The sequence below is a fragment of the Streptomyces sp. NBC_00989 genome (assembly GCF_045162655.1).
In the GTDB taxonomy this organism is placed as follows: Bacteria; Actinomycetota; Actinomycetes; order Streptomycetales; family Streptomycetaceae; genus Streptomyces.
In genome coordinates this window covers 10,812,286-10,834,884 of record NZ_CP108728.1, presented here as the reverse complement: position 1 = coordinate 10,834,884, position 22,599 = coordinate 10,812,286, and the positions used below count along the sequence as shown (strand labels likewise).

Below are 22,599 nucleotides of genomic sequence, written 5' to 3'. Positions count from 1 at the left end.
CCCCGCCCTCAGTGATCACTCAACAGCCCGCCCGGTCCGCGAGGCCCGCCACCGTCGGCACCCGGTCCCGGTACGTGTCCGCGACGAACTCCAGAAACCTTTCCACGTCCCTGGGTTGTGAGGAGACGCCCACCGAGACCCGGACCGCGCCGGCCGACGGAAGCCCGAGCACGTCCAGGTAGTCCTCCAGGGAGCCCAGTGGTTTGCGGGCCGCCGAGCGCAGGCTGCGCAAGGGCAGCGCGAAGGCGGCTTCCCCGGCGCCCGGGTTGCAGAAGCAGCCGTAGCGGAGGGAGATGCGGTGCTCGGCGCTGTCCTGGGAGACGACGCGTTCGTCGATCACCCGGCCGTCCGCGCCGAGGAGGTTGAGGGCGACGGTGCCGCCGCGTGCGGGGCCGGGGCCGGTGGGGCCGTAGACCCGGGTCATCGGGGAGCCGTCGGTGTGGCGTAACTCGGCGATGCCCGTGAGGAGTTGGCCGGTCAGGCGGGTCACGTGGTCGTGGATCCGGTCCATGCCGATCGTGTCGATCCACTCCAGGCCGGCCGTGATGTCGGGTATGGAGAGGAAGTTGACGGTGCCGTCCTCGAAGGCGGCCTCGCCGTCGGCCAGGACGTGCCACTGCGCCTGGGCGCTCGCGGCGTAGATGGTGCCGCCGGAGAACCAGGGCCGGCGCAGCCGGGCGAGGGCGTCGCGGCGGACGACGAGACTGCCTATGCCGGTGGGGTAGCCGAACACCTTGTACCAGCTGACCACGGTGAAGTCCGGGTGGTACCGGGACAGGTCGAGGGGGTTGGTCGGCACGAACGCGGCGGCGTCGAGCAGGACGTCGTAGCCGTGTTCGTGGGCCGTGGCGATCCAGTCCAGGGAGTGCCGTACGCCGGTGAAGTTGCTCTGTGCCGGATAGGCGAGGAGTCCGCGTCGGCGCCGGCGGGCCGTGAGCGCGGTGCGCAGGCGCTCCTCGTCGATCGCCAACTCCTGGCCGTGGACCGGGACATACTCGGTCTTCGCGCCGCCCGCTCGCGCGTACTCCCGCAGTCCGTTCACGGAGTTGTGGTTGTCGAGGAGCATCACGAGCCGGCTGCCGGGGACGAACGGGTAGGACTCGCCGACCAGATGCAGCGCGGCCGTCGCGTTCGCGGTGAACACCACCGTGTACTCGGCCGGATCCGCGTGGAAGTGCCGGAGCACCGCGGCACGGGCGTGGGCGAGCAGGTCGCCCGAGGCGCGGGAGGCGGGGCTCTCCGAGTGCGGGTTGCCGAAGACACTTCCGGTGATGCGCTCGGCGCTGGCCCGGACCAGGGAGGCCGGGGCGAGCCCGGCGCCCGTGTAGTCGAGATACGTGTGTCCTTCGGCGTCCAGATAGCCGAAGTCGTGGGCTCTCAACTCGCCCAGATCCACCGCGCTCATGTACTCGTACCCCCCGCTTTGCCAGATCGGTCCCACTCAACCATCAAACTCCGCCCAGGCACTTCACGGTTCCCCTCACCAAACGCTCACACCTGGGCTACATTCGAGCACCGTCGATAACAGCAATGATCGGCAGCGTCACGCCCCGTACAACCCAGGAGCAGCGCATGCGCGACTTCGCCGTCGCTCCACCCCCCACCTCCACCCTCAACGGCGGCCTCGCCGACAGCATCTTCGAGACCGCGGTCCTCAATCCCACCCTTCCGCTGATCGCACGCAAGCCGGATCCGTCCTCCACGGTGTGGGAGGAAGTGACGGCCGTGGAGCTGCGGGACGAAGTCGTCGATCTGGCCAAGGGGTTGATCGCCTCCGGGATTTCGCCCGGCAGCCGGGTCGCGATCATGGCCCGTACCCGGTACGAGTGGACCGTGCTCAGCCACGCCCTGTGGGCGGTCGGCGCCGAGGTCGTGCCGGTGCATCCGACGTCCTCGCGGGAGCAGGTCGAGTGGATCCTGCGGGACGCCAACTGTGTGGCCGTGGTGGTGGAGGACGAGCAGGGCATCATGACCGTCGGCACGGTGTGTGCCGCGCTGCCGCTGCTGCGGCACGTCTGGCAGCTGGACTCCGGGGCGATGGCCCAGATCGTGGAGCGGGGCACGTACATACCCCAGACCACGGTGGACTCGCTGCGCCGGATCGTGATGCCGGACTCGACCGCGGTCATCGCCTACACCTCGGGCACGTCGGGCCGTCCCATGGGCTGCGCGCTGAGCCACCGCAGTCTCGCCAGCCCCTGCGACACGCTGCTCGCGGGCTGGTCGCACACGGCGGCGGCGCCCGGGGAACAGCCGGCCGTGCTGGCCTTCCTGCCGTTCTCGCACGTGTACGGGCTGATGATCCAGGGCCTGTGCATGCGCGGCGGCTGGCTGATGGCGCACGAACCGGAGATGACGGAGGCGGCGCTGGTGTCGGCGCTGCGCACCTTCCGGCCCACGTACCTGTACGCGGTGCCGTCCATCTTCGAGAAGATCTACAAGAACTTTCTCCGTACGGCCCAACAGATCGGCCGGGGCGCCCTGTTCGAGCGTGCCGCCGCGACCGCGCGGGAGTTCGCCGCGGCCGAGGAGCGCCAGAGACTCGGCCGGGGTTCGGGCCCCAGCTTCGACCTGCGGCTCCAACACGCCCTGTTCGAGCGGACCGTGTACCGCAAACTGCGCGCCGGGCTGGGCGGCCGGGTGGTCCGTGCCACGTCGGGCGGCTCGCCCTTGAACCGTGAACTGTCCTTGTTCTACTCGGGTATCGGCATCTTCGTGCACGACGGCTACGGGCTGACGGAGACCTCGGGCGGGATCACGATGCAGCCGCTGGGCCGCGAGAAGATCGGCACGGTGGGGCAGGCGCTGCCGGGCACGGAGATCCGGGTCGCGGAGGACGGCGAGATCCTGGTGCACGGGCCCTCGGTGTTCCAGGGCTACATCAACGACGAGCGGGCGACCCGGACCGCGATGCACGCGGGCTGGCTGGCCACCGGTGACATCGGGCGGCTGGACACCGAGGGGTATCTGACGATCACCGGCCGCAAGAAGGACATCATCATCACCAGCAGCGGCAAGAGCGTCGCGCCGGCCGCGCTGGAGAACCGGCTGCGGATGCATCCCCTGATCCATCAGGCGGTGGTCGTGGGCGACGACCGTCCCTGTGTGGGGGCGCTGCTGACCCTGGACCCGGAGTTCGTGGCGCACTGGCGAGCCGGGCTCGCGCTGCAGAGCGACGCGCGGGGCCGGGAGGCGCGGGAGGAGAACGCGCTGCGGGAGGAGATCACGCGGGCCGTGGCGGCCGCCAACAGCCCTGTGGGACGCGCCGAGTCGATCCGGGTGTTCCGGGTGCTCCCGCAGCCGTTCGACGTCAAGGGCGGGCTGCTGACGCCGTCGATGAAGCTGCGCAGGGACGCGATCGTGCGGCACTACGCGTTCGAGATCGACGCGATGTACCAGGCACGCGCGCGTGCCCCGCAGCAGTCGGCGGAGGAACAGCTCGCGGGCTGGGACGACGCGGACAACGTGTTCCGCTAGGGCACCGGGCGGAGGTCGCTCCGGCCGACGATCACTCCGGGCGGTGGGCGACGACCGCGAACATCGTCACGGACATGTGCAGCGCGCCCCGCTCGGCGGCCTCGGTGAGGTCGGCGTAGGCGCGGTCGCGCTGGGCCTCGGTCAGTGCGCCGCGGCGCACCGCGGACTCGCCGAGCATGCGGATCAGCGGCCAGGCCACCGACCGGTGGTCCTGGAGCAGCGCCTGCGAGCCGCGGTCGTCGACGACGAGTCCGGCGGCGCTCAGCTGGCCGACGAGCCGGCGTCCCGAGTAGGGGTTGGCCGCGCCGGTGAGGGCGCCGGAGGTGAACGCGGCCGTGACCTCGGGGTCCCCGGGGTGCAGGATCGTGGTCGCCCAGTCGGTGTCGAGCAACGCCACGCGCCCGCCGGGGCGCAGCACACGGGCCATCTCGGCGACGGCCTTGTCCGGTTCCGCGAGGTGCTGGAGCACCCGTTCGCACCAGACGACGTCCACGGAGGCGTCGGGCACGGGCAGGGACAGCGCGTCGCCGTCCGTGAAGCGGGCCGGGTTCCCGGCCGACGCGGCGCGTTCCTCGGCGACCGCGCGCAGCCCCGGGTTGGGTTCCACGCCGAGCGCCGAACCGTTCGCGCCGACCGCCGCGGCCAGTTCACGGGTCGTGGAACCGGTCCCGGCCCCGATGTCGAGGGCGCGTTCACCGCTGCCCGGGGCGAGTGCCTCGTGCGCCCATGCGCGCAGTCGTCGCACGCCCGGATTGGCTTCCTGGATGTCGAGCGCGGCCACCAGCCGCGTCACGTTGCCGGCGTCGATGTTCTGGGTGCGGAAGCCTGACCCCGGCTCGGGCTGAGTGTGCGACATGGCGTGCACTCTACGGTCAGCGGCGATCGTCGAGGGATCGGTCAAAGGTCATTCAGGTACGCCATTTGTTCACACGTCCGCGGCGTACGGAGGGCGTCGGCGGGGCATGCTGGTGCTCCACGCGTACGTCTGCCTGCCGCGCTCAGCTGGCGGAACGGCTTCCGGCACGGTGGGATCGATGTGGTGCGAGGCAGCGATCCAGGGCAGGCGTACGGCGTCGAGGCAGACCGCCTGGAGCCGCAGAAGGGATGAACACCGTGACACGACCGAGGATCCTGGTGGTTGGCGCAGGCTTCGCAGGAGTGGAGTGCGTTCGCCGCCTGGAGAGGAAACTGACCCCGGAGGAGGCCGACGTCACGCTGGTGACGCCGTTCTCCTACCAGCTGTATCTGCCCCTGCTGCCCCAGGTCGCCTCCGGCGTCCTGACCCCGCAGTCGATCGCCGTCTCGCTGCGCCGCAGCAAGAAGTACCGCACCCGGATCATCCCGGGCGGCGCGATCGGCGTGGACATCAAGTCCAAGGTCTGTGTGATCCGCACGATCAACGACGAGATCGTGAACGAGCCCTACGACTACATCGTCCTCTCCCCCGGCAGCATCACCCGCACCTTCGACATCCCTGGGCTGACCGATCACGCCTTCGGGATGAAGACCCTCGCGGAGGCCGCCTACATCCGCGACCACGTCATCACGCAGCTCGACCTCGCGGACGCGAGCGACGACCCGGCGGAGAAGGCCTCGCGGCTCCAGTTCGTGGTGGTGGGCGGTGGTTACGCCGGCACCGAGACGGCCGCCTGTCTGCAGAAGCTGACGCACGCCGCGGTCAAGCGCTACCCGCGGATCGACCCGGGTCTGATCAAGTGGCACCTCATCGACATCGCGCCGAAGCTGATGCCCGAGCTGGGCGACAAGCTCGGCAAGAGCGCGCAGGAGATCCTGACCCGGCGCGGTATCGACATCTCCCTGGGCGTCTCGATCGCCAAGGCGGGCCCGGAGGAGGTCACCTTCACCGACGGCCGGGTGGTGCCGACCCGCACGCTGATCTGGACGGCCGGTGTGGTCGCCAGCCCGCTGATCGCCACGCTCGGCGCGGAGACGGTGCGGGGGCGGCTCGCGGTCACCTCCGACATGAACCTGCCCGGTCACGACGGGGTGTTCGCGCTCGGTGACGCGGGCGCGGTGCCGGACGAGGCCAAGGGCGGGGACGGCGCGATCTGCCCGCCGACCGCGCAGCACGCCATGCGGCAGGGCAGGGTGGTCGCCGAGAACGTGATCGCGACGCTGCGCAACCAGCCCCTGAAGCCGTACGTCCACAAGGACCTCGGACTCGTCGTGGACCTCGGCGGCAAGGACGCGGTGTCCAAGCCGCTGGGCATCGAACTGCGCGGTTTTCCCGCCCAGGTCGTGGCCCGCGGCTATCACTGGTCGGCGCTGCGCACGAACGTCGCCAAGGTCCGCGTCGCGACGAACTGGACGCTCAACGCGCTGGCCGGCGACGACTTCGTGCGCACCGGCTTCCAGGCCCGCAAACCGGCCACGCTGAAGGACTTCGAGTACACCGACTCGTATCTGTCGCCGGAGCAGGTACGGGACCGCGTCGAAGGGTCCGGGCCCCAGGAGCCGTAGCATCGGTGGCACGGATCTTGATGTGAACCTGGGGAGAGTACGGCGGCGTGAGGGCAGCGGGACGGGCGGCGTGGGCACGGGTGTGGGATCGCGTCGCGGCGTCCGATCCCGGGCTGCTGCGGCTGACGGCGGGGCTGCGGACGGTGGCCGCGATCGCGCTCACGCTGGCCGTGCTCTCCCTGCTGCGGGCCTCGGTGCCGCATCTGGTGGCCGGGGCGATGTCGGCGATGGTCTCCACGTTCGCCATCCGCGAGAAGCAGCGCGCGCAACAGGCGGTGACGCTCGCGCTCGGGCTGCCCGTCGCCCTCGCCTCGGTGTCGCTGAGCGCCCTGCTGAACTCGCGAGTGGTCGCCGGTGACGTCTTCTTCGTCCTGCTGATCTTCGGCGCCGTCTACAGCCGCCGGTTCGGCGACCGCGGCACGGCGCTCGGGCTGATCGGCTTCCAGATCTACTTCCTGTCCCTGTTCGTCGGCGCGACCGTCTCCGCGCTGCCGCGGCTGTACGGCGTGATCGGCGTCGCCTTCGTGTGCAGCGCGCTGGTGCGGTTCGCGCTGGTGCCGGAGACGCCCACGGGGACGCTGGACCGGCTGCGGCGGGCGTTCCGGGCGCGGTTCGCCCAGCTCGTCACCGCGCAGCTCGCGTTGCTCGACGCCGGTCCCGACGACATGGAGAAGGCCCTCGTCGACGTACGGGAGGGCACCGCGCGGCTGCACGAGACGGCGCTGCTGATCCAGGGCCGGCTGGAGGACGGGACCTCCGACGAGACGGTGGCGCGGCTCGTGCAGCGCCGTATCGCGGACGCCGAGGTCGCCGCCGAGCGGCTCGGGCTCCTGCTGCTGACCGCGCGCAGCGCCGAGCGCGGCCACACGCTGACCCTGCATCTGCCGGGCGCGCCCGTCCCCGCCGGCGACCGGCTGCCCAAGCGGGACGAGACGACCGACACGCTGCGCCGCGACCTGGAGGCACTGCGCCTGCTCGTCCTGCGGCCGGCGGGCACCGACTCGGGCACCGCCCTCGCCCATGTGCGCAACCGGCTGCTGGGCTATCGCGAGGAGGAGAACCTGCCGCCCGCCTCGGACGCCGTCCAGGACGTGTTCCGGGGCATCGGCGAGGCAGGCCGTGCGGTGCTGGGCCTGCGGATCGCCGTGGACGGGCCGCAGGACGAGTCGGAGGACACGCCCGCGACGACCCGCTCGCGCGAGGAGCTGGACGCGGAGGACGTCGCCATCGCGGGCAGCGAGGAGGCCGAGGGGGAGGACGCGGAGCGAACGGGACTGCGGCGGCCGACCACGCGGGCGGCCGTGCAGGTCGCCGTGGGGTCCTCGCTGGCCATCGTCGGCGGCGAGTTCCTGTCCAGCCAGCGCTGGTACTGGGCGGTGCTGACCTGCTGGATCGTGTTCCTCAACACCTCGTCCACGGGCGAGATCCTCGTCAAGGGCTACCGGCGCCTGCTGGGCACGGTCCTGGGTGTGGTCGCCGGTATCGGTCTGGCGGGCCTGGTCGGGCATCACACGTGGACGGCGTTCGCGCTGGTGCTGCTGTTCATCTTCGCGATGTTCTACACGGCACCGCTGTCGTACACCCTGATGTCCTTCTTCGTCACCGCGATGCTGGGCCTGCTCTACACGCTGCTGCACACCTACAGCGCGTCGGTGCTGGTGCTGCGCGTCGAGGAGACGGCGCTCGGCGCGGCCTGCGGGGTGGTCGCGGCGGCGCTGGTGCTGCCGGTGCACACGGACCGCCGTACGAACGAACTGCTCGGCACCGTGCTGGCGCGGCTCACGGACGTCACCGAGGCCGCCGTCGACCAGCTCAGCGGCGGGGCGCCGGCCGAACTGCTCGACAAGGCGCGGGACTTGGACCAGGCGCTGGCCGACCTGAGCGCTTCCACCCAGCCGCTGACCCACCCGATCACGCCGTTGCGGGCGCGCCGGGACACGGCGCGGTACGTCGTCGCGCTGCTGGAGACCTGTGCCTATCACGCGCGGTATCTGGCGGCGACCGCCGAGCTGCTGCCCACGCATCCGTCGATAGCGGCCGATCCCCGGCTGCGTGAGGCGGGTCGCCGGATCGTGCACAACATCGGGGTGATCGGCGCGTACGTCGCCGACGGGGACGGCGTCGGACAGATCGAGACCGGGCCGAGCATCGCGTCCCTGCTGCGGCCCGGGACGCCGGGGACCCCGCGCTACGGGCGGGTCACGGACCGCGTGCTGCGGCATCTCCAGCGCCTCGACGAGGCCGTGGTGGGCCTGGCCCGGCCGCTCGACGTACCGATCGCGGCGCCGGCGCAGTGAACTCGGTGCGTCTGGGTAGGCGACAGGCATGACAGATGTCGTGGACTCGGACGAACTGTTGCGGCGCATCCAGCGGGCCCGGGCCTTCGCCGCCCAGGAGGTGGAGTCGTGGTCGGAACAGGGCGACGCCGTGAGGGAAGTGGCCTACGAGGTCGTTGTGCGCGTGCTGGACGAGATCGTGGCCCCCGGACGGCATGCCGCGAAGTGAAACCGGTCACGCGCCCGGTTGAGTTGGGTACGAAATGCCCGCGGATGGTTTACGGTTCATGCATACGTGGTCACGGAGTCGACCGTACGGTCCTCCGCCGCCACCGCTTACGGCCCTGGCTGGTCTCCCCCGTCCAGCCAGGGCTTTTTCATGCCCCGATTCCGTCCCCCGAGGTGCCCGGGACGTCGGCAGAGGCTGAAATGGGCGTAGGGAGAATTCCGGATCCGCTGCCGGCGAGGAGCCCTGTGCCATGACCCAAGCGATAAAACTGCTGACCGCCCTGCCCCAGACCCAGCGCGAACGGCTGATGGAGCTCGCGCAAGAGGTCTCCTTCGCCGAGGACTCCAGGATCTTCGAGGCGGACGGCACGGCCGACCGCTTCTGGGTCGTCCGCTCCGGCGCCGTCTCGCTCGACCAGCGGGTCACCGCGCAGCAGCGGGTCACCGTGGCCACGCTCGGCGCGGGCGACCTGCTCGGCTGGTCGTGGCTGTTCCCGCCGTACAAGTGGGACTTCGGCGCGGAGGCGTTCAGTGCCGTGCGGGCCTACGAGTTCGACGCGGCGGCCGTCCTCGCCCTGTGCGTGGAGGACCCGCTGCTCGGGCTCTCCCTGGTCCGGATCGTCGCGGAGATCCTCGCGCACCGGCTGGAGCTGACCCGGAGCAAGCTGATGGAGCACTACGCGATCCATCGGCCGGTCTGAGGTCAGATGCGGTAGCGGCGCAGCGCCGGGACCGTGGCGGCCAGGGTCAGCATGATGACGATGACCAGGATGCCGCCGCCGGCGACCGCCGTACGCGGCCCGAGGGCCGAACCGGCCGTGCCGTGCAGCACGTCGGCGAGGCGCGGCCCGCCCGCCACCACGACGGTGAAGACGCCCTGCATACGGCCGCGCATCTCGTCGGTGGCGGCGGACAGCAGGATGGCCCCGCGGAACACCATGGAGACCATGTCGGCGACCCCGGCTGCGGCCAGGAACACCACGCCGATCCACAGGTTGCTGCTCAGCCCGAACCCGGTGATGGCGGCGCCCCAGGCGACGACCGCGCCGATCACCATCCAGCCGTGCCGCCGGGCCCGCGAGAACGTGCCGGAGAACAGTCCGCCGACCACCGCCCCGATCGGGATCGCCGCGAACAGCATGCCGAGCGCGAGGCCCTCGCCGTAGGGCGCGTAGGTCTGGGCGGCGAGTTGCGGGAACAGGGCTCGGGGCATGCCGAAGACCATCGCGATGATGTCGGCGAGGAAGGACAGCAGCAGGACCTTGTGCAGGGAGATGTAGCGGAAGCCGGCGGCGACCTCGCGCCAGCCCGCGCGCCGCGGTGTCGCGGAGTCCAGGGGCGGCAGCGAGGGCAGCTTGACGACCGCCCAGAGCGTGACGCACAGGGCCAGCGCGTCGATGAGGTACAGCTCGGGCAGGCCGATGACCGGGATGAGGGCGCCCGCGAGGAGCGGTCCGACGACCTGGCCGGTCTGCATGACGGTCGAGCCGAGGGCGTTGGCGGCGGGCAGCTGCCCGGCGGGGACCAGGCGGGCGATGGAGGCGTTGCGGGCGGGCGCGTTGAGACCCCAGAAGGCCTGCTGCACGGCGAGCAGCACCATCAGCGCGCCCACGGACTCGAGCCCGGTGGCGGCCTGGACCCAGAACAGCACCGAGGTCACGGCGATGCCGCTGTTGGTGATCAGCAGCAGTTTGCGGCGGTCCATGCTGTCGGCGAGCGAGCCGCCCCACAGCGCGAACACGATGAGCGGCAGCAGGCCGGCCATGCTGGCGGCGCCGACCCAGGCGGAGGAGCCGGTGATGTCGTAGATCTGCTTGGGTACGGCGACGGCGGTGAGCTGGCTGCCGACGGCCGTGACGATGGTCGAGGACCACAGCCGGCGGTAGGCGGGGATGCGCAGCGGGCGGGTGTCCATCGCCCAGCGGCGCCAGCCGTGCCGGGGGCCCGTCGCCGGTTCCCGGTCCTTCTGCGACTCGGGTTCCGTGCCGCTGTCGGTGCTCTCGCTCGTGTCCACTGGCTTCCTGGTTGCTCGCTACATCTAATCGACCAGGGTTCACTATCGCAGCACCTGCTGTGGCTGCCGAATCCGCCATCTCACGCTCCGGCCACCAGCGTTGCGCCGAGGCCGATCATCGTCGCGGCGACCAGGCCGTCCAGCACCCGCCAGGCGGAGGGCTTGGCGAGGAAGCGGCTGAGCAGGCGGGCGCCGAAGCCGAGCGCGGTGAACCAGCACAGGCTGGCGCAGACGGCGCCGAGTCCGAAGGTCCAGCGCAGCGGGCCGTGGGCGGCGGCGATGGAGCCGAGCAGGAACACGGTGTCCAGGTACACGTGCGGGTTGAGCCAGGTCATCGCCAGGCAGGTGAGGACGGCCCGGCGGCGCGAGCCGGCCGTCTCGCCCCCGGCGTGCAGGGCGGCGGGCCGGAACACCCGGCGGGCGGCGAGGACGCCGTAGCAGAGCAGGAAGGCGCCGCCGACGAGCCCGACCGCCTTCAGCACGCCCGGCCAGGCGACCACGACCGCGCCTACCCCGCCAACGCCCAGCGCGATGAGGAGCGCGTCCGAGAGGGCGCAGATGCCGACGACGGCGAGGACGGCGTCGCGGCGGATGCCCTGGCGCAGGACGAAGGCGTTCTGGGCGCCGATGGCGACGATGAGGGAGAGGCCGGTGCCGAATCCCGCGGCGGCGGCGGACAGTGCGTTGGTCACGCCTCGACGCTAGGGACGTCGGCATCAGGAGTACAGCTAAAGATTCTTACGTAACATTAGCGCTCGTGATGGTTTCGGAGCTTCCCCTCGACCAGGTACGCACGCTGCTCGCGGTGGTGGACGAGGGCACGTTCGACGCGGCGGCCTCCGCCCTGCATGTGACGCCCTCGGCGGTCAGCCAGCGCGTGAAGGCCCTGGAGCAGCGCACCGGCCGGGTCCTCCTGCTCCGCACCAAGCCGGTCCGGACGACCGAGTCCGGTGAGGTGGTCGTGCGGTTCGCCCGCCAACTGGCCCGCCTGGAACGGGACGCGCGCGCCGAGCTGGGGATGAGCGGGGCCGGGGAAGCGATCCGGGTGTCGATCGCCGTGAACGCCGACTCGCTGGCCACCTGGTTCCTGGGCGCCCTCACCCGCGTCCCGCGCGAACTCCGGGTCTGCTTCGAACTCCGCCGCGAGGACGAGGACCACACGGCGGCCCTGCTCCGCGAGGGCCTGGTCATGGCGGCGGTGACCTCGTCACCGGACGCCGTCCCGGGCTGCTCGGTGCGGGCGCTGGGGCGGATGCGCTATCTCCCGGTCGCGAACCCGGAGTTCAGAGAGACGTATCTGGGCGACGGTCCGCTGCGGGACGCCCTGGCCGAGGCCCCGGTGGTCACCTTCGACCGGCTCGACGACTTCCAGGACACCTTCGTACGACGGCTGCGGCGCGGGCAGGGTGGTGCGAGTGCGGTACGGCATCTCGTGCCGACCTCGGAGGGCTTCGTCGAGGCCGTCGCAGCGGGGTTGGGGTGGGGCATGGTGCCGGAGATGCAGGCCGCCCCGCTGTTGAGTGCCGGGCGGCTGGTGAACTTCGCGCCGGAACGGTCGGTCGACGTGCCGCTGTACTGGCAGCAGTGGAAGCTGGACTCACCGGCGTTGGCGGCCGTGGCGGGGGCGGTCGTGGAGGCGGCGGACGAGGCGTTGCGAGGCTGAGCGTGCCATCGGTCGTGTCGATGTGCGGCTCCGCCGCGGGGGCGCTACGTGCCGTTGTTCCGGTGCGGCGCCGTCGTGGCTGGTCGCGCAGTTCCCCGCGCCCCTATCGGGCGCTTCGCATCGCGGTGGACCTCGTGCGTGCGGGTCAGGGACGCGTGGCCTTCAGTCGGGCGGCCGCGCTGTCCAGCAGCATCTCCAGGGCCGTCGGATACGCGCTGTCGGCCATGCGGGCCGCCAGGAGCGGGGCCGCCTCGGCGATGCGGGGGTGGGTGGTGCGGGGCAGGCGGGCGTAGGTCGAGCGCCACATGTCCTCGTCGGCGCGGAGAGCCGCGCTCGGCAGGGCGAGGGACGCGGCGTCCAGGGCTGCGAAGGCCAGGGTCTGGTCGATGAACGCGTGGTAGATCCGCACGGTGTCCGGCAATGGGAACCCGGCCCTGCGCAGCACGTCCAACACCGCCTCGTCCGCGGCCAGTTCGTTGGCCCGGCCGGTGACCCGGCTCGCGGTGAGCTGGGCGGCCTGCGGGTGGGCGACGTACGCGGCGTGGATGCGCAGGCCGATCGCGCGCAGGTCCGCCCGCCACTCCCCCGTCGGCTCCCAGCCCCGCAGCGCCTGCCCGACGAGGGCGTCACCGATGGCCAGGGTCAGCTCGTCCATGCCGCGGAAGTAGCGGTAGAGCGTGCTCGGATCGGCGTCCAGGGCCAAGCCCAGGCGGCGGGCGGTCAGGCCCGCGCTGCCGTGTTCGCGCAGCATGCGCAGGGCCGTGTCGACGATCAGCCGCTCGGACAGGACGGTGCCGCTCTTGGTGGGGCGGCGCCGTCGGCGCTTCTCCTCGGACACCACCGGTTTCGGCATCGCGGCCTCCTCTACGTGTCCCTGTACGTCCATGCGCGTTCTTATGCCAACGCCATTGACCTTATCCGTGCGACCGGCGTTGTATCGCCGGTGAGATTTCGGCAGTGAAGGAGTTCTTGCCATGCGTGTACTGCTCGTGGGAGCCGGTGGTGTGGGTACCGCGGTCACCCGGATCGCGGCCCGGCGTCCGTTCTTCGACGCGATGGTCGTCGCCGACTACGACCTGTCCCGGGCGGAGGCCGCGGTCGCGGCGCTCGGGGCGGACGGCGCCCGGTTCCGCGCCGAGCGGCTGGACGCGAGCGACGAGGCGGCCGTCGCGGCGGCGCTGCGTGCGCACGAGTGCGATGTGCTGCTGAACGCGACCGACCCGCGCTTCGTCCTGCCCCTGTTCCGTGCGGCGCGGGCCGCCGGGGCCGACTACCTCGACATGGCCATGTCGTTGTCCCGGCCGCATCCCGAGCGTCCGTACGAGGAGTGCGGGGTCAAGCTCGGCGACGCGCAGTTCGCGGAGGCGGAGGAGTGGGAGAAGGCGGGTGCGCTTGCGCTCGTCGGGATGGGTGTGGAGCCGGGGCTCTCGGACGTGTTCGCGCGGTACGCGGCCGACGAACTCTTCGACGAGATCGAGGAGATCGGCATCCGCGACGGGGCGAACCTCACCGTCGACGGCTACGACTTCGCGCCCTCCTTCAGTATCTGGACCACGATCGAGGAGTGCCTGAACCCGCCGGTGGTCTACGAGGCCGACCGGGGCTGGTTCACCACGGAACCGTTCAGCGAGCCCGAGGTGTTCGACTTCCCCGAGGGCATCGGCCCGGTCGAGTGCGTGAACGTGGAGCACGAGGAGGTGCTGCTCGTGCCGCGCTGGGTCGACGCGCGCCGGGTCACCTTCAAGTACGGGCTCGGCAATGAGTTCATCGAGACCCTCAAGACCCTGCATCTGCTGGGACTTGACCGCACCGAGCCGGTCACGGTGCCGAGTGCCTCGGGCCCGACCGCCGTATCGCCGAGGGATGTTGTCGCCGCCTGCCTGCCCGACCCCGCGACGCTGGGCGACCGTATGCACGGCAAGACGTGTGCGGGCACGTGGGTGCGCGGCACGAAGGACGGGGCGCCGCGCGACGTGTATCTCTACCACGTGGTCGACAACCAGTGGTCGATGGCGGAGTACGGTTCCCAGGCCGTGGTCTGGCAGACCGCGATCAACCCGGTGATCGCGCTGGAGTTGCTGGCCACGGGGGCGTGGACGGGCGCGGGCGTACTGGGGCCGGAGGCGTTCCCGGCCGGTCCGTTCCTGGACCTGCTGACGGAGTACGGGTCTCCCTGGGGCCTGCGGGAGCAGTGACCGGCATCAACTCCCCCGGGGTCGAGCCGAGTTGAGTGAACGTCAATCTCCTTCCGGCGCACCGGAGTTGGGCAGCCGCAGCGTGAACACGGAACCGGCGCCGGGTTCGCTCGCCGCCTCGACCGTGCCGTCGTGGGCGGCGACCAGGTCGCGGACGATGGACAGGCCCAGGCCGCTGCCTCCGGTGCGGCGGCTGCGGGACTGGTCGGCGCGCCAGAAGCGTTCGAAGACGTGCGGGAGGCCCTCGGGGGCGATGCCGGCGCCGGTGTCGGCGACCGTCAGGACGATGTCGTCGCCGTCGCGCCACGCGGCCACGGTGACGGTGCCGTCGGCGGGCGTGTGCCGCAGCGCGTTCGACACGAGGTTGCCGAGCACCTGGCGCATGCGGACCGGATCCGCCTCCAGCCAGAGGGAGTTGTCCGTCTTGCCGGTCAGGGCGACCCCGGCCGTGTCGGCGGAGACGCGGTACGCGGCGACGACCTGGTCGACGAGGTCCTCGACGCGCACGGGTTCGCGGTGCAGGCGCAGAGTGCCGGCGTCGGCGGCGGCGAGGTCCTGGAGGTCGTCGATGACCCGCTGGAGGACCATCGCCTCCTCGTGCAGGGAGCCGAGCAGGGCCGGGTCGGGCTCGACGAAGCCGTCCCGGGTGACCTCCAGCCAGCCGCGGATGTTGGTGAGGGGGCTGCGCAGTTCGTGCGCGATGTCGCTGACCATGGCCTTGCGCTGGGCCTCCATGCGTTCCCGGCGTTCGGTGAGGTCGTTGAACGCCTCGGCCAGGATGCCCGTCTCGTCCCTGGTCCTCACCGGCACCCGGACGTGCAACTCCGGTGGCTGCTGGGCCGCTTCGGTCAGGGCACGCAGGGGGCGTACGAGTCTCGTGGCGACGACGGCCGTCACCAGGACCGTGAGCGCCAGTACGGCCGCCGCCGCGCCGACGACCTTGGCCTTGTTCGCCGGGGAGACGTCGAAGCGGGGTGCGGTGGTGTCCCCGCCGCCCAGGAAGAGTTCGGCCACCGGCGCGACGTAGGGGGCGAGTTGGGCGCGGCGGGCGTTGTCGGTGCAGGCCTGCGCCTTGCGTATGTCGGCCGCGTCACCCAGTTTGTTGTACTCGCCCGTGACATAGCGGGAGCCGAGGCTCTTGTCGGAGGTGTCGACCCCGAAGTACGGGACCTTGAAGCTCAGGCCGTCCCGCGCCATGCAGGGCTGGGCGCTCACGATCAGGCTCTTCAACGCCTTGCTCTCGGTGGCGGTCGGGGTGTTGAGCTTCCCGTCGGCGCACATCTCGGGCACGTCGCCGTTCGCGTTGTTGCCGTCCGCGTCGTTGAGGACGGGGCGGCCGCTCGGCGTCACCGTGATGGTCGTGTCGATGCCGTTCTGGGCGAAGCACGCCTGCCGTTCCTTGGCCAGCCCCGCCAGCCGGACCCGCTCCTTCGCGGTCAGCCGGTACGGTCCGACGACCCGGGGGTCGAGACCGCTGAGCTGCGCGCCGGGTTCCGTGTACGTGTCGGTGTGCAGGGGGTCGACGCTGGCGGCGGCGCGGGGCGGCAGGGAGGTGCCGTGCCGTGCGGAGTCCGCGATGAGGGTGCGGTCGGAGGTCGTGAGGGCGATGCGCCGGCCCATCTTCTTCGACAGTGCGCGGACGGAGGGTTCGACGCCCTTCCACTCGGGGTGCGTCGCGGCGTATCCGCTGAGCTGCGCGAGGATGCGCATGTCGTCCGCGAGGTCCTGGCCCTGTTCCTCCCGGATGGCCCGGGTGGTGGTCTGCACCGCCAGCCAGGCCGTCGCGCCGACCGAGCAGAGCGCGATCAGCACGGTGGCGACGAGCAACCGGACCAGCAACCGCTTGCGCAGCGGTATCCGGGGCCTCACGCGCGACCGCCGCGCAGCTTGTAGCCGACGCCGAACACGGTCAGCAGCCGGACCGGCCGGCGCGGGTCGGCCTCTATCTTCCGGCGCAGGTTCATGATGTGCACGTCGACGGCCCGTTCCGTGGAAGCCCGGTCCAGGCCCCGGGTGAACTGGAGCAACTGCCGCCGGGAGAAGACCCGTTCGGGCTCGGCGGTCATCGCGAGGAGGATCTCGAACTCCGCCGGTGTGCAGTCGACGGGCGCTCCGTCGCAGCGCACCTCGTGGCGTACCGCGTCGACGGACAGCCCCGCCGCCCGTACGACGGTGTCCTCCTGCCGGTCCGCGCTGGCCCGGCCACTGCGCCGCAGGACCGTGCGGATGCGGGCCATCAGCTCGCGCGGGCTGTACGGCTTGGTCATGTAGTCGTCGGCGCCGAGTTCGAGACCGAGCAGGACGTCGTCCTCGGTGGAGCGGGCGGTGAGCATCAGCACGGGGATGTCGTCCTCGCCGCGCAGCACCCGGCACACCCCGAAGCCGTCGATCACGGGCAGCATGAGGTCGAGCACCACGAGGTCGGGTCTGAGTTCGCGGGCCGCCGCGATGGCGGCGGCGCCGTCGTGGACCACGGTCGCGGTGTGCCCTTCCGTCAGCAGGGAGCGTCGTATCAGCTCGGCCTGCATCTCGTCGTCCTCGGCGACCAGCACATGTGCGCACACCTGGCGGATCCTAGGCGGTCAGCGGCCGAGGGCGGCGGCGGCGCCCATGACGACGACGGGGTGCCGGGCGGGATCCAGGGTGCGCAGGAGTTCCTTCATGTGGTCCTCGGCGATGCTGACGCAGCCGTGGGTGGGGCCGCCGTGGTCGACGTGGATCCAGATGCCGCCGCCGCGCGAGGAGCCGAGGGGGCGGGTCCAGTCGAGGGGCGAAGTGCCGGGCCGCCGGTTGTAGTTGATGGCGATCACGTAGTCGAAGGACCCGGCGAGGGGTTCGCCCTCGAAGCCGGTGCCGGGCGACACGAAGCCCCTCCCTCGGTCGTACGACAGCTTGGTGCCGGGGTCCTTGAGCAGACCGCCCGCGTCGGTGAGCGAAAAGACACCGACCGGCGAGCGCAGGTCACCGGCCATGTGGTGATTGGACCAGCCCTTGAGCGCGTTGTGCGCGGCCCAGCTCGCGGTCTGCTCCCAGCCGTCGTCGGTGCGCTCGTACAGGGCGAGGGTGGAGCGGGGCGAGTCCTCGCCCCGGCCGGTCACCAGGACGACCTGCTCGGTGCTCGCCGGTATTCGCGCCAGCATCTTCGGCCCCACGCCCGGGAGTTGGCGGGGAGCCGCCTCGGCGGACACCTCCGACGAGGGCGACGGCGCGGACGAGGAGGCAGCGGGCGAGGGGGTGGACGCGTGGTCCGTCGCCGCCAGCGCACCGCCGCCGCATCCCGTGAGGAGAACGGATGCGGCGACCAGTGCGACCGAGGGAATACGAGTGATCATGAGTCGACGATGACCGACACATGTGAGGAACTCGTCAGCTCCTACGGCTGGGTCGGCTTGCCTTTCGTGTAGAGCCAGGTGTGGAAGAGGACATCCAGGCTTGTGCCCGATTTCCGCTCCGCCAGGCTGATGAACTGCGCTGTGGTTCCGTGCCCGTAGCGGTGTCCGCTCGCCCAGGCCCGCAGGATCGTGAAGAAGGTCTTGTCGCCGACGGCCAGGCGCAGTTCGTGCAGGGCCATGGCTCCGCGGGCGTAGACCGGTGTGCCGAAGATGTTGGCGCCGCTGCCCGGGTCTCCGGGCGGGAACGCCCACAGGTCGTCACTCGCCTTGCGGGCGTACAGGGCGTCGAAGTTCTGCTGGGCGGTCTTGCCGCCGTGCTGCTCGCTGTAGAGCCACTCCGCGTAGGTGGCGAAGCCCTCGTTGAGCCAGATGTCCTTCCAGGAGGTCAGCGACACGGAGTCCCCGAACCACTGGTGGGCGTTCTCGTGCACCAGGGTGCTCAGGTCCGGCGCCGAGTCGTAGATCGGCCGCCCCTGCGTCTCCAGCGCGTACCCGACGTCCGGCGCGTGGTCGACGATCGACCCGGCCGAGCGGAACGGATACGGCCCGAACAGCTTGCTCTCCCACTCCAGGACGGAGGGCAGCTTCTTCAACACGGGCGCGGCGGCGGTGGCTTCACGCGGGTCGACGGCGTTGTACACCTTGACGCCGTCGCGGGTGGTGTACTGCTCGACCTTGAACTTCCCGACCGTCGCCGTGGCGAGATAGGCGGCCATCGGCTCCGGCGCGTGCCAGCGGAACGTGGTCTTCCCGTGCGAGGTCTTCTGCCCGAGGAGAACACCGTTGGCGACCGCGGTGCGCCCCTGCGGAACCGTGATCGTGAAGTCGTACGACGACTTGTCCTTGGGGTGGCTGTTCGCCGGGAACCACGTCATCGCGCCCTGCGGCTCACCGGCCACGAAGGCACCGTCGTCGGTGGCGATCCAGCCGTCGGCCGAGCCGTCCGGGTCGGTGACCTGCTGGGGGATGCCGTTGTAGGTGACGGCGACCTGGAACCGCTGCCCCTTGCGCACGGCCCGGCGCGGGGTGACGACGAGTTCCTGTCCGTCGCGGCGGAAGTCCGCCTTGGCGCGGTCGACGGTGAGACCGGTGACCTTGAGGCCCTTGAAGTCGAGGTCGAAGCGGGTGAGCTTCTCGGTGGCGCGGGCGGTGAGGACCGCCTTGCCCTCCAGGTGGCGACTCGTCGGGTCGTACCGGAGCGTCAGGTCGTAGTGGGCGACGTGGTAGCCGCCGTTGCCGGAGAGCGGGAAGTACGGGTCTCCCGCGCCGGCCGAACCGATCGTCGCCGCGCCCGCGGGCGCGGCGGCCGCGAGCAGGGCCGCGAGGGCGACGGGGACGGTGGCCACGACTGCGCTGCGGCGGAGGACAGCGGTGCGTCTTGTGGACTGCTGCCTGGGTGGCGTCACATGCGCTCCTACGGGTGAGGGGGGTTGATCATCCGCCTCAGAGCCTAGGCCGCCGACTCCCTCGGATTCCCTCTTGTTACAGCAAACTTGTTGAGCGGCCAGTGGCCGGAAAGGTGTTGAGCAGTCAGTGGACGGCAACGTGTTGTGCAGCTACTGGCCGGCAATTTGTTCAGCGCCTAGTGGCTGGGCGCGAGGAGCGGAGGTTCCGGAGCGGGAGCAGCGGCGGCCCGGTCGACGGCGCGCAACTCGTCCAGGCCCTCGGCGAGGGTGCGGCCCGCCAATGCGCGCAGGACGGCCGTCTCGGTCTCGTCGGTGAGCCTGAGGAGGTACTCGGCGGAGTGGTTCGTGACCAGGCACTCCCGGGGCCCCTCCGGCCGGGGGCCCACAGCGGCTTGTCGCCGATGGACGAGCGGTAGATCTGCTCCAGCGTGCCCGGAGAAAGTCCGGGCCCTCCGCGGTGAACCTCTCCGTACCCCCGTACGTAGCCAGTGCGGCGCCCGCGGCGATCCCGTGGGCGCACCCATCGTCGACGGACAGGAACGGATGGACTCAATGATGAGATCTGGAACCGCGACGCGACTCCCGCTCGATCGTCCCGCCCGCTCGCTCACCCGACGCGGGCGCGCGCTGGGCGTGGCGCTGGCACTCGGCGCGTTGCTGGCGTCGGGCGCGTCAATGACCCTCGCCGCTCCGGCAGTTGCCGCGACGGGGGACGTCAAGTGCCCGTCCACGGACTGCGTGCGGATCGCGCCGGCGGCCGGCTCCCCGGTCGCCATCGCCCCCGACAACGCCGGCGCGGTCTATCTGGCGTACTCGGGAGGCGATCTGCTCAAGCTCGACCTGGCCACCGGAGCGCTCGACACGGTCACCACCGGGCTGGGCAACCTCCGGGGAGTGGCCGTCGCCGACGGCAACGCGTACATCACCAGCTTCGGCGGCACGCTTCAACAGGTCTCCCTCGCCACGGGCAGCCGCCGTACCCTGGCCGCCGGCCTGCCCTCGCTCTTCGGCGTGGCCCGCTTCGGTACCACCACCTATGTCACCGACGGCAACGGAGAGATCGTCGCCGTCCCGGACGGCGGGACAGCGCGTGTGGTGGCCACGGGGCTCGGCTTCTCCTACGGCCTCGCCTTCGACAAGGCGGGACTCGCCTACACCGCGGACATGGGCCAAGGCCGCATTCTGCAGACGAACGTGGCCACGGGTGCGACACGTGTGCTGGCCGGCGAGACCTACGAACCCACGTCGATCTCCGTCGGCGGCGACGGCCTGGTCTACTTCTTCGTCGGCGACGAGGTGAAGCGGGTGAACGCCGTCACCGGGGTGCAGTCCCACGTCACCAACCTCCTCGGGATCAACGCCTTCAGCTTCTCGCTGGCGGCATCCGGGGACGCGTACACCACCGGCAGCGGCGGCGACGGCCTGTGGCGGATAACCGGCCTGACGTCGCGATGAGGCGGTAGGCACCCCGCCAGTTGGTCCGCCCGGTGGTCCGAAACACCGGGACGGTGATCGCGGAAGGGTGCCCGGCGGGTTTCCTCCCAGCCGGGCACCCTTCCGCGTGACCTCGGGCGACAACGCCCTCTCACGTGGACGGTTCCACCACCCAGTTGGGTGGCCATGGGAGGCCCCTGACCCGGCTGCATGCGGCCAGCCAGCTCGAACTTCCGCCTGCCGGGGCCTGGTTGGCCCCGGTTCGCTGGCCGGATCCCTCGGAAGCCTGGGGACGGCGCGTCTGGCCACTGTGGAGGTGTAGTTGAAGGTGGTGAAGCCCCAGAGGCTCAGCGCCGGTGCATCGTCTGGAGTGCCTCGACCAGTACCTTCGGGTCGTGCCCGCCCTTGTACACCGGCGGTGGTTGCCGTTCCAGGCCCAGGAGTTGGGCTACGGCGGTCCAGGCGGTGCGTACCGAGTACTCGACGGTGAAGACGACGTCGTCGGGGACCTCGGCGTACTGGCCGATGAAGGCCAGGTTGGTGGAGCCCTCCGGGACGACCTGCGGCCGGTCTCCCGCGCCGCGGACCAGGAACTGACTGGTGATGTATGGCATCAGCGCCGGGATCACGATCGAGTGATCGAGGATCTGCGGACTCTCCTCGAAACGGAGATGGTGCAGGACCTCGTCCAGGATCTCCCGGCCCGTGCACTGACCCATCGGCTTGCGGACGAAGTCGCCCTCCCTGTCCGGGAAGAGGCCGTAGCCCCACCACACGAAGGTGTCCTCCGGCTGCTCGCGGAAGTGCGGCTGGTGGTTGAGGACGATGGTCAGCAGCCAGTTGGAGTCCTTGAACGTGATCAGGCCGCCCTTGCCGGCCTCGCTGCCGCTGAACTTCTCCATCAGCTCGAAGAAGGTCGGATCCTTCGTCGTCACCGTGAAGGACGCCCAAGTGGAGTCCGTGATGGAGGAGTTGAAGACCGACGGGTCCCCCAGTCGGCCCGGCCGACCGGGCTGCTTCGCCGCGAGGATCTCCCACAGCCGCCAGGACCCCGCGTCGCCGGACGTGTCCAGCACGGGCGCGGTGTCGGTGGAGCCGAGCGTCGAGTCGGCCGTCATCGAGCCGTTGGTGACCAGCACCAGGTCACCGGGCCCGAGCACCGTCTCCTCAGTGCGCCCCTCCCGCGTCCAGGTGAGGGCCTCGACGGTGAGCGCGTCCCCTTCGGCCAGCCGCAAGTCGGTGACCCGCGTGCCGAGTTGGACGGTCACACCCTGCTCGGTCAGCCACTTCGACAGGGGGCGCACGATGGAGTCGTACTGGTTGAAGCGGGTCCGGTAGATCCCCGACATGGAGTCGAAGGTCTTGAAGAGATGGACGAAGCGGTTGAGATAGCGGCGGAACTCGATCGCGCTGTGCCACGGTTCGAAGGCGAACGTGGTGCACCACATCCACCAGAAGTTCGTGCGGAAGAAGCCCTCGCTGAAGCAGTCCGTGATGCGCTTGCCGTCCAGCAGCCGCTCCGGGGTGCCCACGCACTTCACCAGCTCCAGCCGGTCACGCTCGGAGAAGCCCATGGAGTGTGTGTCGACCACCTTGCCCGCCGCGTCGACGAGCCGGGCGTGGTCGTCCCAGGCGAAGTCCTCGTGGAAGGCGAAGGTGTCCTCGGTCACCGACTTCGACGGGTCGTCCAGCGACGGGATCGAGCCCAACAGGTCGTACGTGCAGTCGAAGTGGACCTAGAACATCCGGCCACCACGCATCGTGTACCCGGTCTCGGGCGAACCGGCCGCGTCCAGGCTGCCGCCCTTCCGGTCCTGCTCCTCCAGGAGCAGGATGTCCGACCCCACGAACCCACCCTCACGGATCAGGAACGCCGCCGCCGACAAGGCCGCGATACCGCTGCCCACCAGGTAAGCCTTCGCCATGAACGCCGTCCCTCCTTCAAGCCACGACCACGGGCGGCCCGGGCGGAGGCACGGGCACTTCACCGGCGTGCGGTCGGCTTCCCCAGCGTCGGGCGCGGGCTGTGCGCT

18 protein-coding genes and 1 pseudogene are annotated in these 22,599 nt (G+C 70.9%); 8 read left to right on the top strand and 11 right to left on the bottom strand.

Annotated features, from left to right (window positions below):
* Nucleotides 1-19: 19 nt before the first annotated feature.
* On the bottom strand, nucleotides 20-1,405 hold the full coding sequence (locus tag OG714_RS48805) for an aminotransferase class V-fold PLP-dependent enzyme (RefSeq protein ID WP_406130934.1): 1,386 nt from the start codon (nucleotides 1,403-1,405) through the stop codon (nucleotides 20-22).
* A 167-nt stretch (nucleotides 1,406-1,572) separates the two neighbouring features.
* Between OG714_RS48805 and OG714_RS48800 the strand changes: the two genes are divergently transcribed.
* Nucleotides 1,573-3,477, top strand: coding sequence for an AMP-dependent synthetase/ligase (locus OG714_RS48800; RefSeq protein ID WP_406130933.1), 1,905 nt, complete (start codon nucleotides 1,573-1,575; stop codon nucleotides 3,475-3,477).
* A 31-nt stretch (nucleotides 3,478-3,508) separates the two neighbouring features.
* Here the strand turns inward: OG714_RS48800 and OG714_RS48795 are convergent, their stop codons facing one another.
* Complete coding sequence (locus OG714_RS48795) at nucleotides 3,509-4,333, bottom strand: methyltransferase domain-containing protein (protein ID WP_406130932.1); 825 nt, start codon at nucleotides 4,331-4,333, stop codon at nucleotides 3,509-3,511.
* 248 nt (nucleotides 4,334-4,581) lie between these two features.
* On the opposite strand from OG714_RS48795, the gene OG714_RS48790 reads away from it, so the two are divergent.
* The 4 genes from OG714_RS48790 to OG714_RS48775 all read left to right on the top strand — a co-directional run bounded on the left by OG714_RS48790 (nucleotide 4,582) and on the right by OG714_RS48775 (nucleotide 9,163).
* Nucleotides 4,582-5,958 carry an NAD(P)/FAD-dependent oxidoreductase gene (locus OG714_RS48790; RefSeq protein WP_406130931.1) on the top strand — a complete coding sequence of 459 codons (1,377 nt, stop codon included), beginning with the start codon at nucleotides 4,582-4,584 and terminating at the stop codon, nucleotides 5,956-5,958.
* Nucleotides 5,959-6,005: 47 nt separating this feature from the next.
* On the top strand, nucleotides 6,006-8,255 hold the full coding sequence (locus tag OG714_RS48785) for an FUSC family protein (RefSeq protein ID WP_406130930.1): 2,250 nt from the start codon (nucleotides 6,006-6,008) through the stop codon (nucleotides 8,253-8,255).
* Nucleotides 8,256-8,283: 28 nt separating this feature from the next.
* Complete coding sequence (locus OG714_RS48780) at nucleotides 8,284-8,463, top strand: hypothetical protein (protein ID WP_406130929.1); 180 nt, start codon at nucleotides 8,284-8,286, stop codon at nucleotides 8,461-8,463.
* A 250-nt stretch (nucleotides 8,464-8,713) separates the two neighbouring features.
* The gene (locus tag OG714_RS48775; RefSeq protein WP_406130928.1) at nucleotides 8,714-9,163 is read left to right on the top strand and encodes a cyclic nucleotide-binding domain-containing protein; all 450 of its coding nucleotides are present in this window, start codon (nucleotides 8,714-8,716) and stop codon (nucleotides 9,161-9,163) included.
* Between the two features lie 2 nt (nucleotides 9,164-9,165).
* On the opposite strand, the gene OG714_RS48770 is transcribed toward OG714_RS48775, so the two are convergent.
* On the bottom strand, nucleotides 9,166-10,476 hold the full coding sequence (locus OG714_RS48770) for an MFS transporter (protein ID WP_406130927.1): 1,311 nt from the start codon (nucleotides 10,474-10,476) through the stop codon (nucleotides 9,166-9,168).
* Nucleotides 10,477-10,556: 80 nt separating this feature from the next.
* Nucleotides 10,557-11,168, bottom strand: a complete 612-nt coding sequence (locus tag OG714_RS48765) for a LysE/ArgO family amino acid transporter (RefSeq protein WP_406130926.1) — start codon at nucleotides 11,166-11,168, stop codon at nucleotides 10,557-10,559.
* A gap of 68 nt (nucleotides 11,169-11,236) precedes the next feature.
* On the opposite strand from OG714_RS48765, the gene OG714_RS48760 reads away from it, so the two are divergent.
* Nucleotides 11,237-12,139, top strand: a complete 903-nt coding sequence (locus tag OG714_RS48760) for a LysR family transcriptional regulator ArgP (RefSeq protein ID WP_406132200.1) — start codon at nucleotides 11,237-11,239, stop codon at nucleotides 12,137-12,139.
* Nucleotides 12,140-12,284: 145 nt separating this feature from the next.
* On the opposite strand, the gene OG714_RS48755 is transcribed toward OG714_RS48760, so the two are convergent.
* Complete coding sequence (locus OG714_RS48755; RefSeq protein WP_406130925.1) at nucleotides 12,285-12,992, bottom strand: TetR/AcrR family transcriptional regulator; 708 nt, start codon at nucleotides 12,990-12,992, stop codon at nucleotides 12,285-12,287.
* Between the two features lie 121 nt (nucleotides 12,993-13,113).
* Here OG714_RS48755 and OG714_RS48750 point away from each other — a divergent pair, with 121 nt between their 5' ends.
* Nucleotides 13,114-14,334 carry a saccharopine dehydrogenase family protein gene (locus tag OG714_RS48750; RefSeq protein ID WP_406130924.1) on the top strand — a complete coding sequence of 407 codons (1,221 nt, stop codon included), beginning with the start codon at nucleotides 13,114-13,116 and terminating at the stop codon, nucleotides 14,332-14,334.
* Nucleotides 14,335-14,376: 42 nt separating this feature from the next.
* On the opposite strand, the gene OG714_RS48745 is transcribed toward OG714_RS48750, so the two are convergent.
* The 5 genes from OG714_RS48745 to OG714_RS48725 all read right to left on the bottom strand — a co-directional run bounded on the left by OG714_RS48745 (nucleotide 14,377) and on the right by OG714_RS48725 (nucleotide 19,518).
* The gene (locus OG714_RS48745) at nucleotides 14,377-16,203 is read right to left on the bottom strand and encodes a sensor histidine kinase (RefSeq protein ID WP_406130923.1); all 1,827 of its coding nucleotides are present in this window, start codon (nucleotides 16,201-16,203) and stop codon (nucleotides 14,377-14,379) included.
* Nucleotides 16,200-16,898 carry a response regulator gene (locus OG714_RS48740; protein WP_406130922.1) on the bottom strand — a complete coding sequence of 233 codons (699 nt, stop codon included), beginning with the start codon at nucleotides 16,896-16,898 and terminating at the stop codon, nucleotides 16,200-16,202. The genes OG714_RS48745 and OG714_RS48740 overlap by 4 nt, the downstream gene beginning before the upstream one ends.
* Before the next feature lie 18 nt (nucleotides 16,899-16,916).
* The gene (locus tag OG714_RS48735) at nucleotides 16,917-17,666 is read right to left on the bottom strand and encodes a L,D-transpeptidase family protein (protein ID WP_406130921.1); all 750 of its coding nucleotides are present in this window, start codon (nucleotides 17,664-17,666) and stop codon (nucleotides 16,917-16,919) included.
* A 41-nt stretch (nucleotides 17,667-17,707) separates the two neighbouring features.
* Nucleotides 17,708-19,132 carry a M1 family metallopeptidase gene (locus tag OG714_RS48730; RefSeq protein ID WP_406130920.1) on the bottom strand — a complete coding sequence of 475 codons (1,425 nt, stop codon included), beginning with the start codon at nucleotides 19,130-19,132 and terminating at the stop codon, nucleotides 17,708-17,710.
* A gap of 176 nt (nucleotides 19,133-19,308) precedes the next feature.
* Entirely contained in the window at nucleotides 19,309-19,518 is a 210-nt protein-coding gene (locus tag OG714_RS48725) for a hypothetical protein (protein ID WP_406130919.1), read from the bottom strand.
* A gap of 169 nt (nucleotides 19,519-19,687) precedes the next feature.
* Between OG714_RS48725 and OG714_RS48720 the strand changes: the two genes are divergently transcribed.
* Nucleotides 19,688-20,587 carry a hypothetical protein gene (locus tag OG714_RS48720; protein ID WP_406130918.1) on the top strand — a complete coding sequence of 300 codons (900 nt, stop codon included), beginning with the start codon at nucleotides 19,688-19,690 and terminating at the stop codon, nucleotides 20,585-20,587.
* 326 nt (nucleotides 20,588-20,913) lie between these two features.
* Here OG714_RS48720 and OG714_RS48715 read toward each other — a convergent pair.
* A pseudogene (locus OG714_RS48715) lies at nucleotides 20,914-22,491 on the bottom strand (oleate hydratase).
* Between the last annotated feature and the right edge of the window lie 108 nt (nucleotides 22,492-22,599).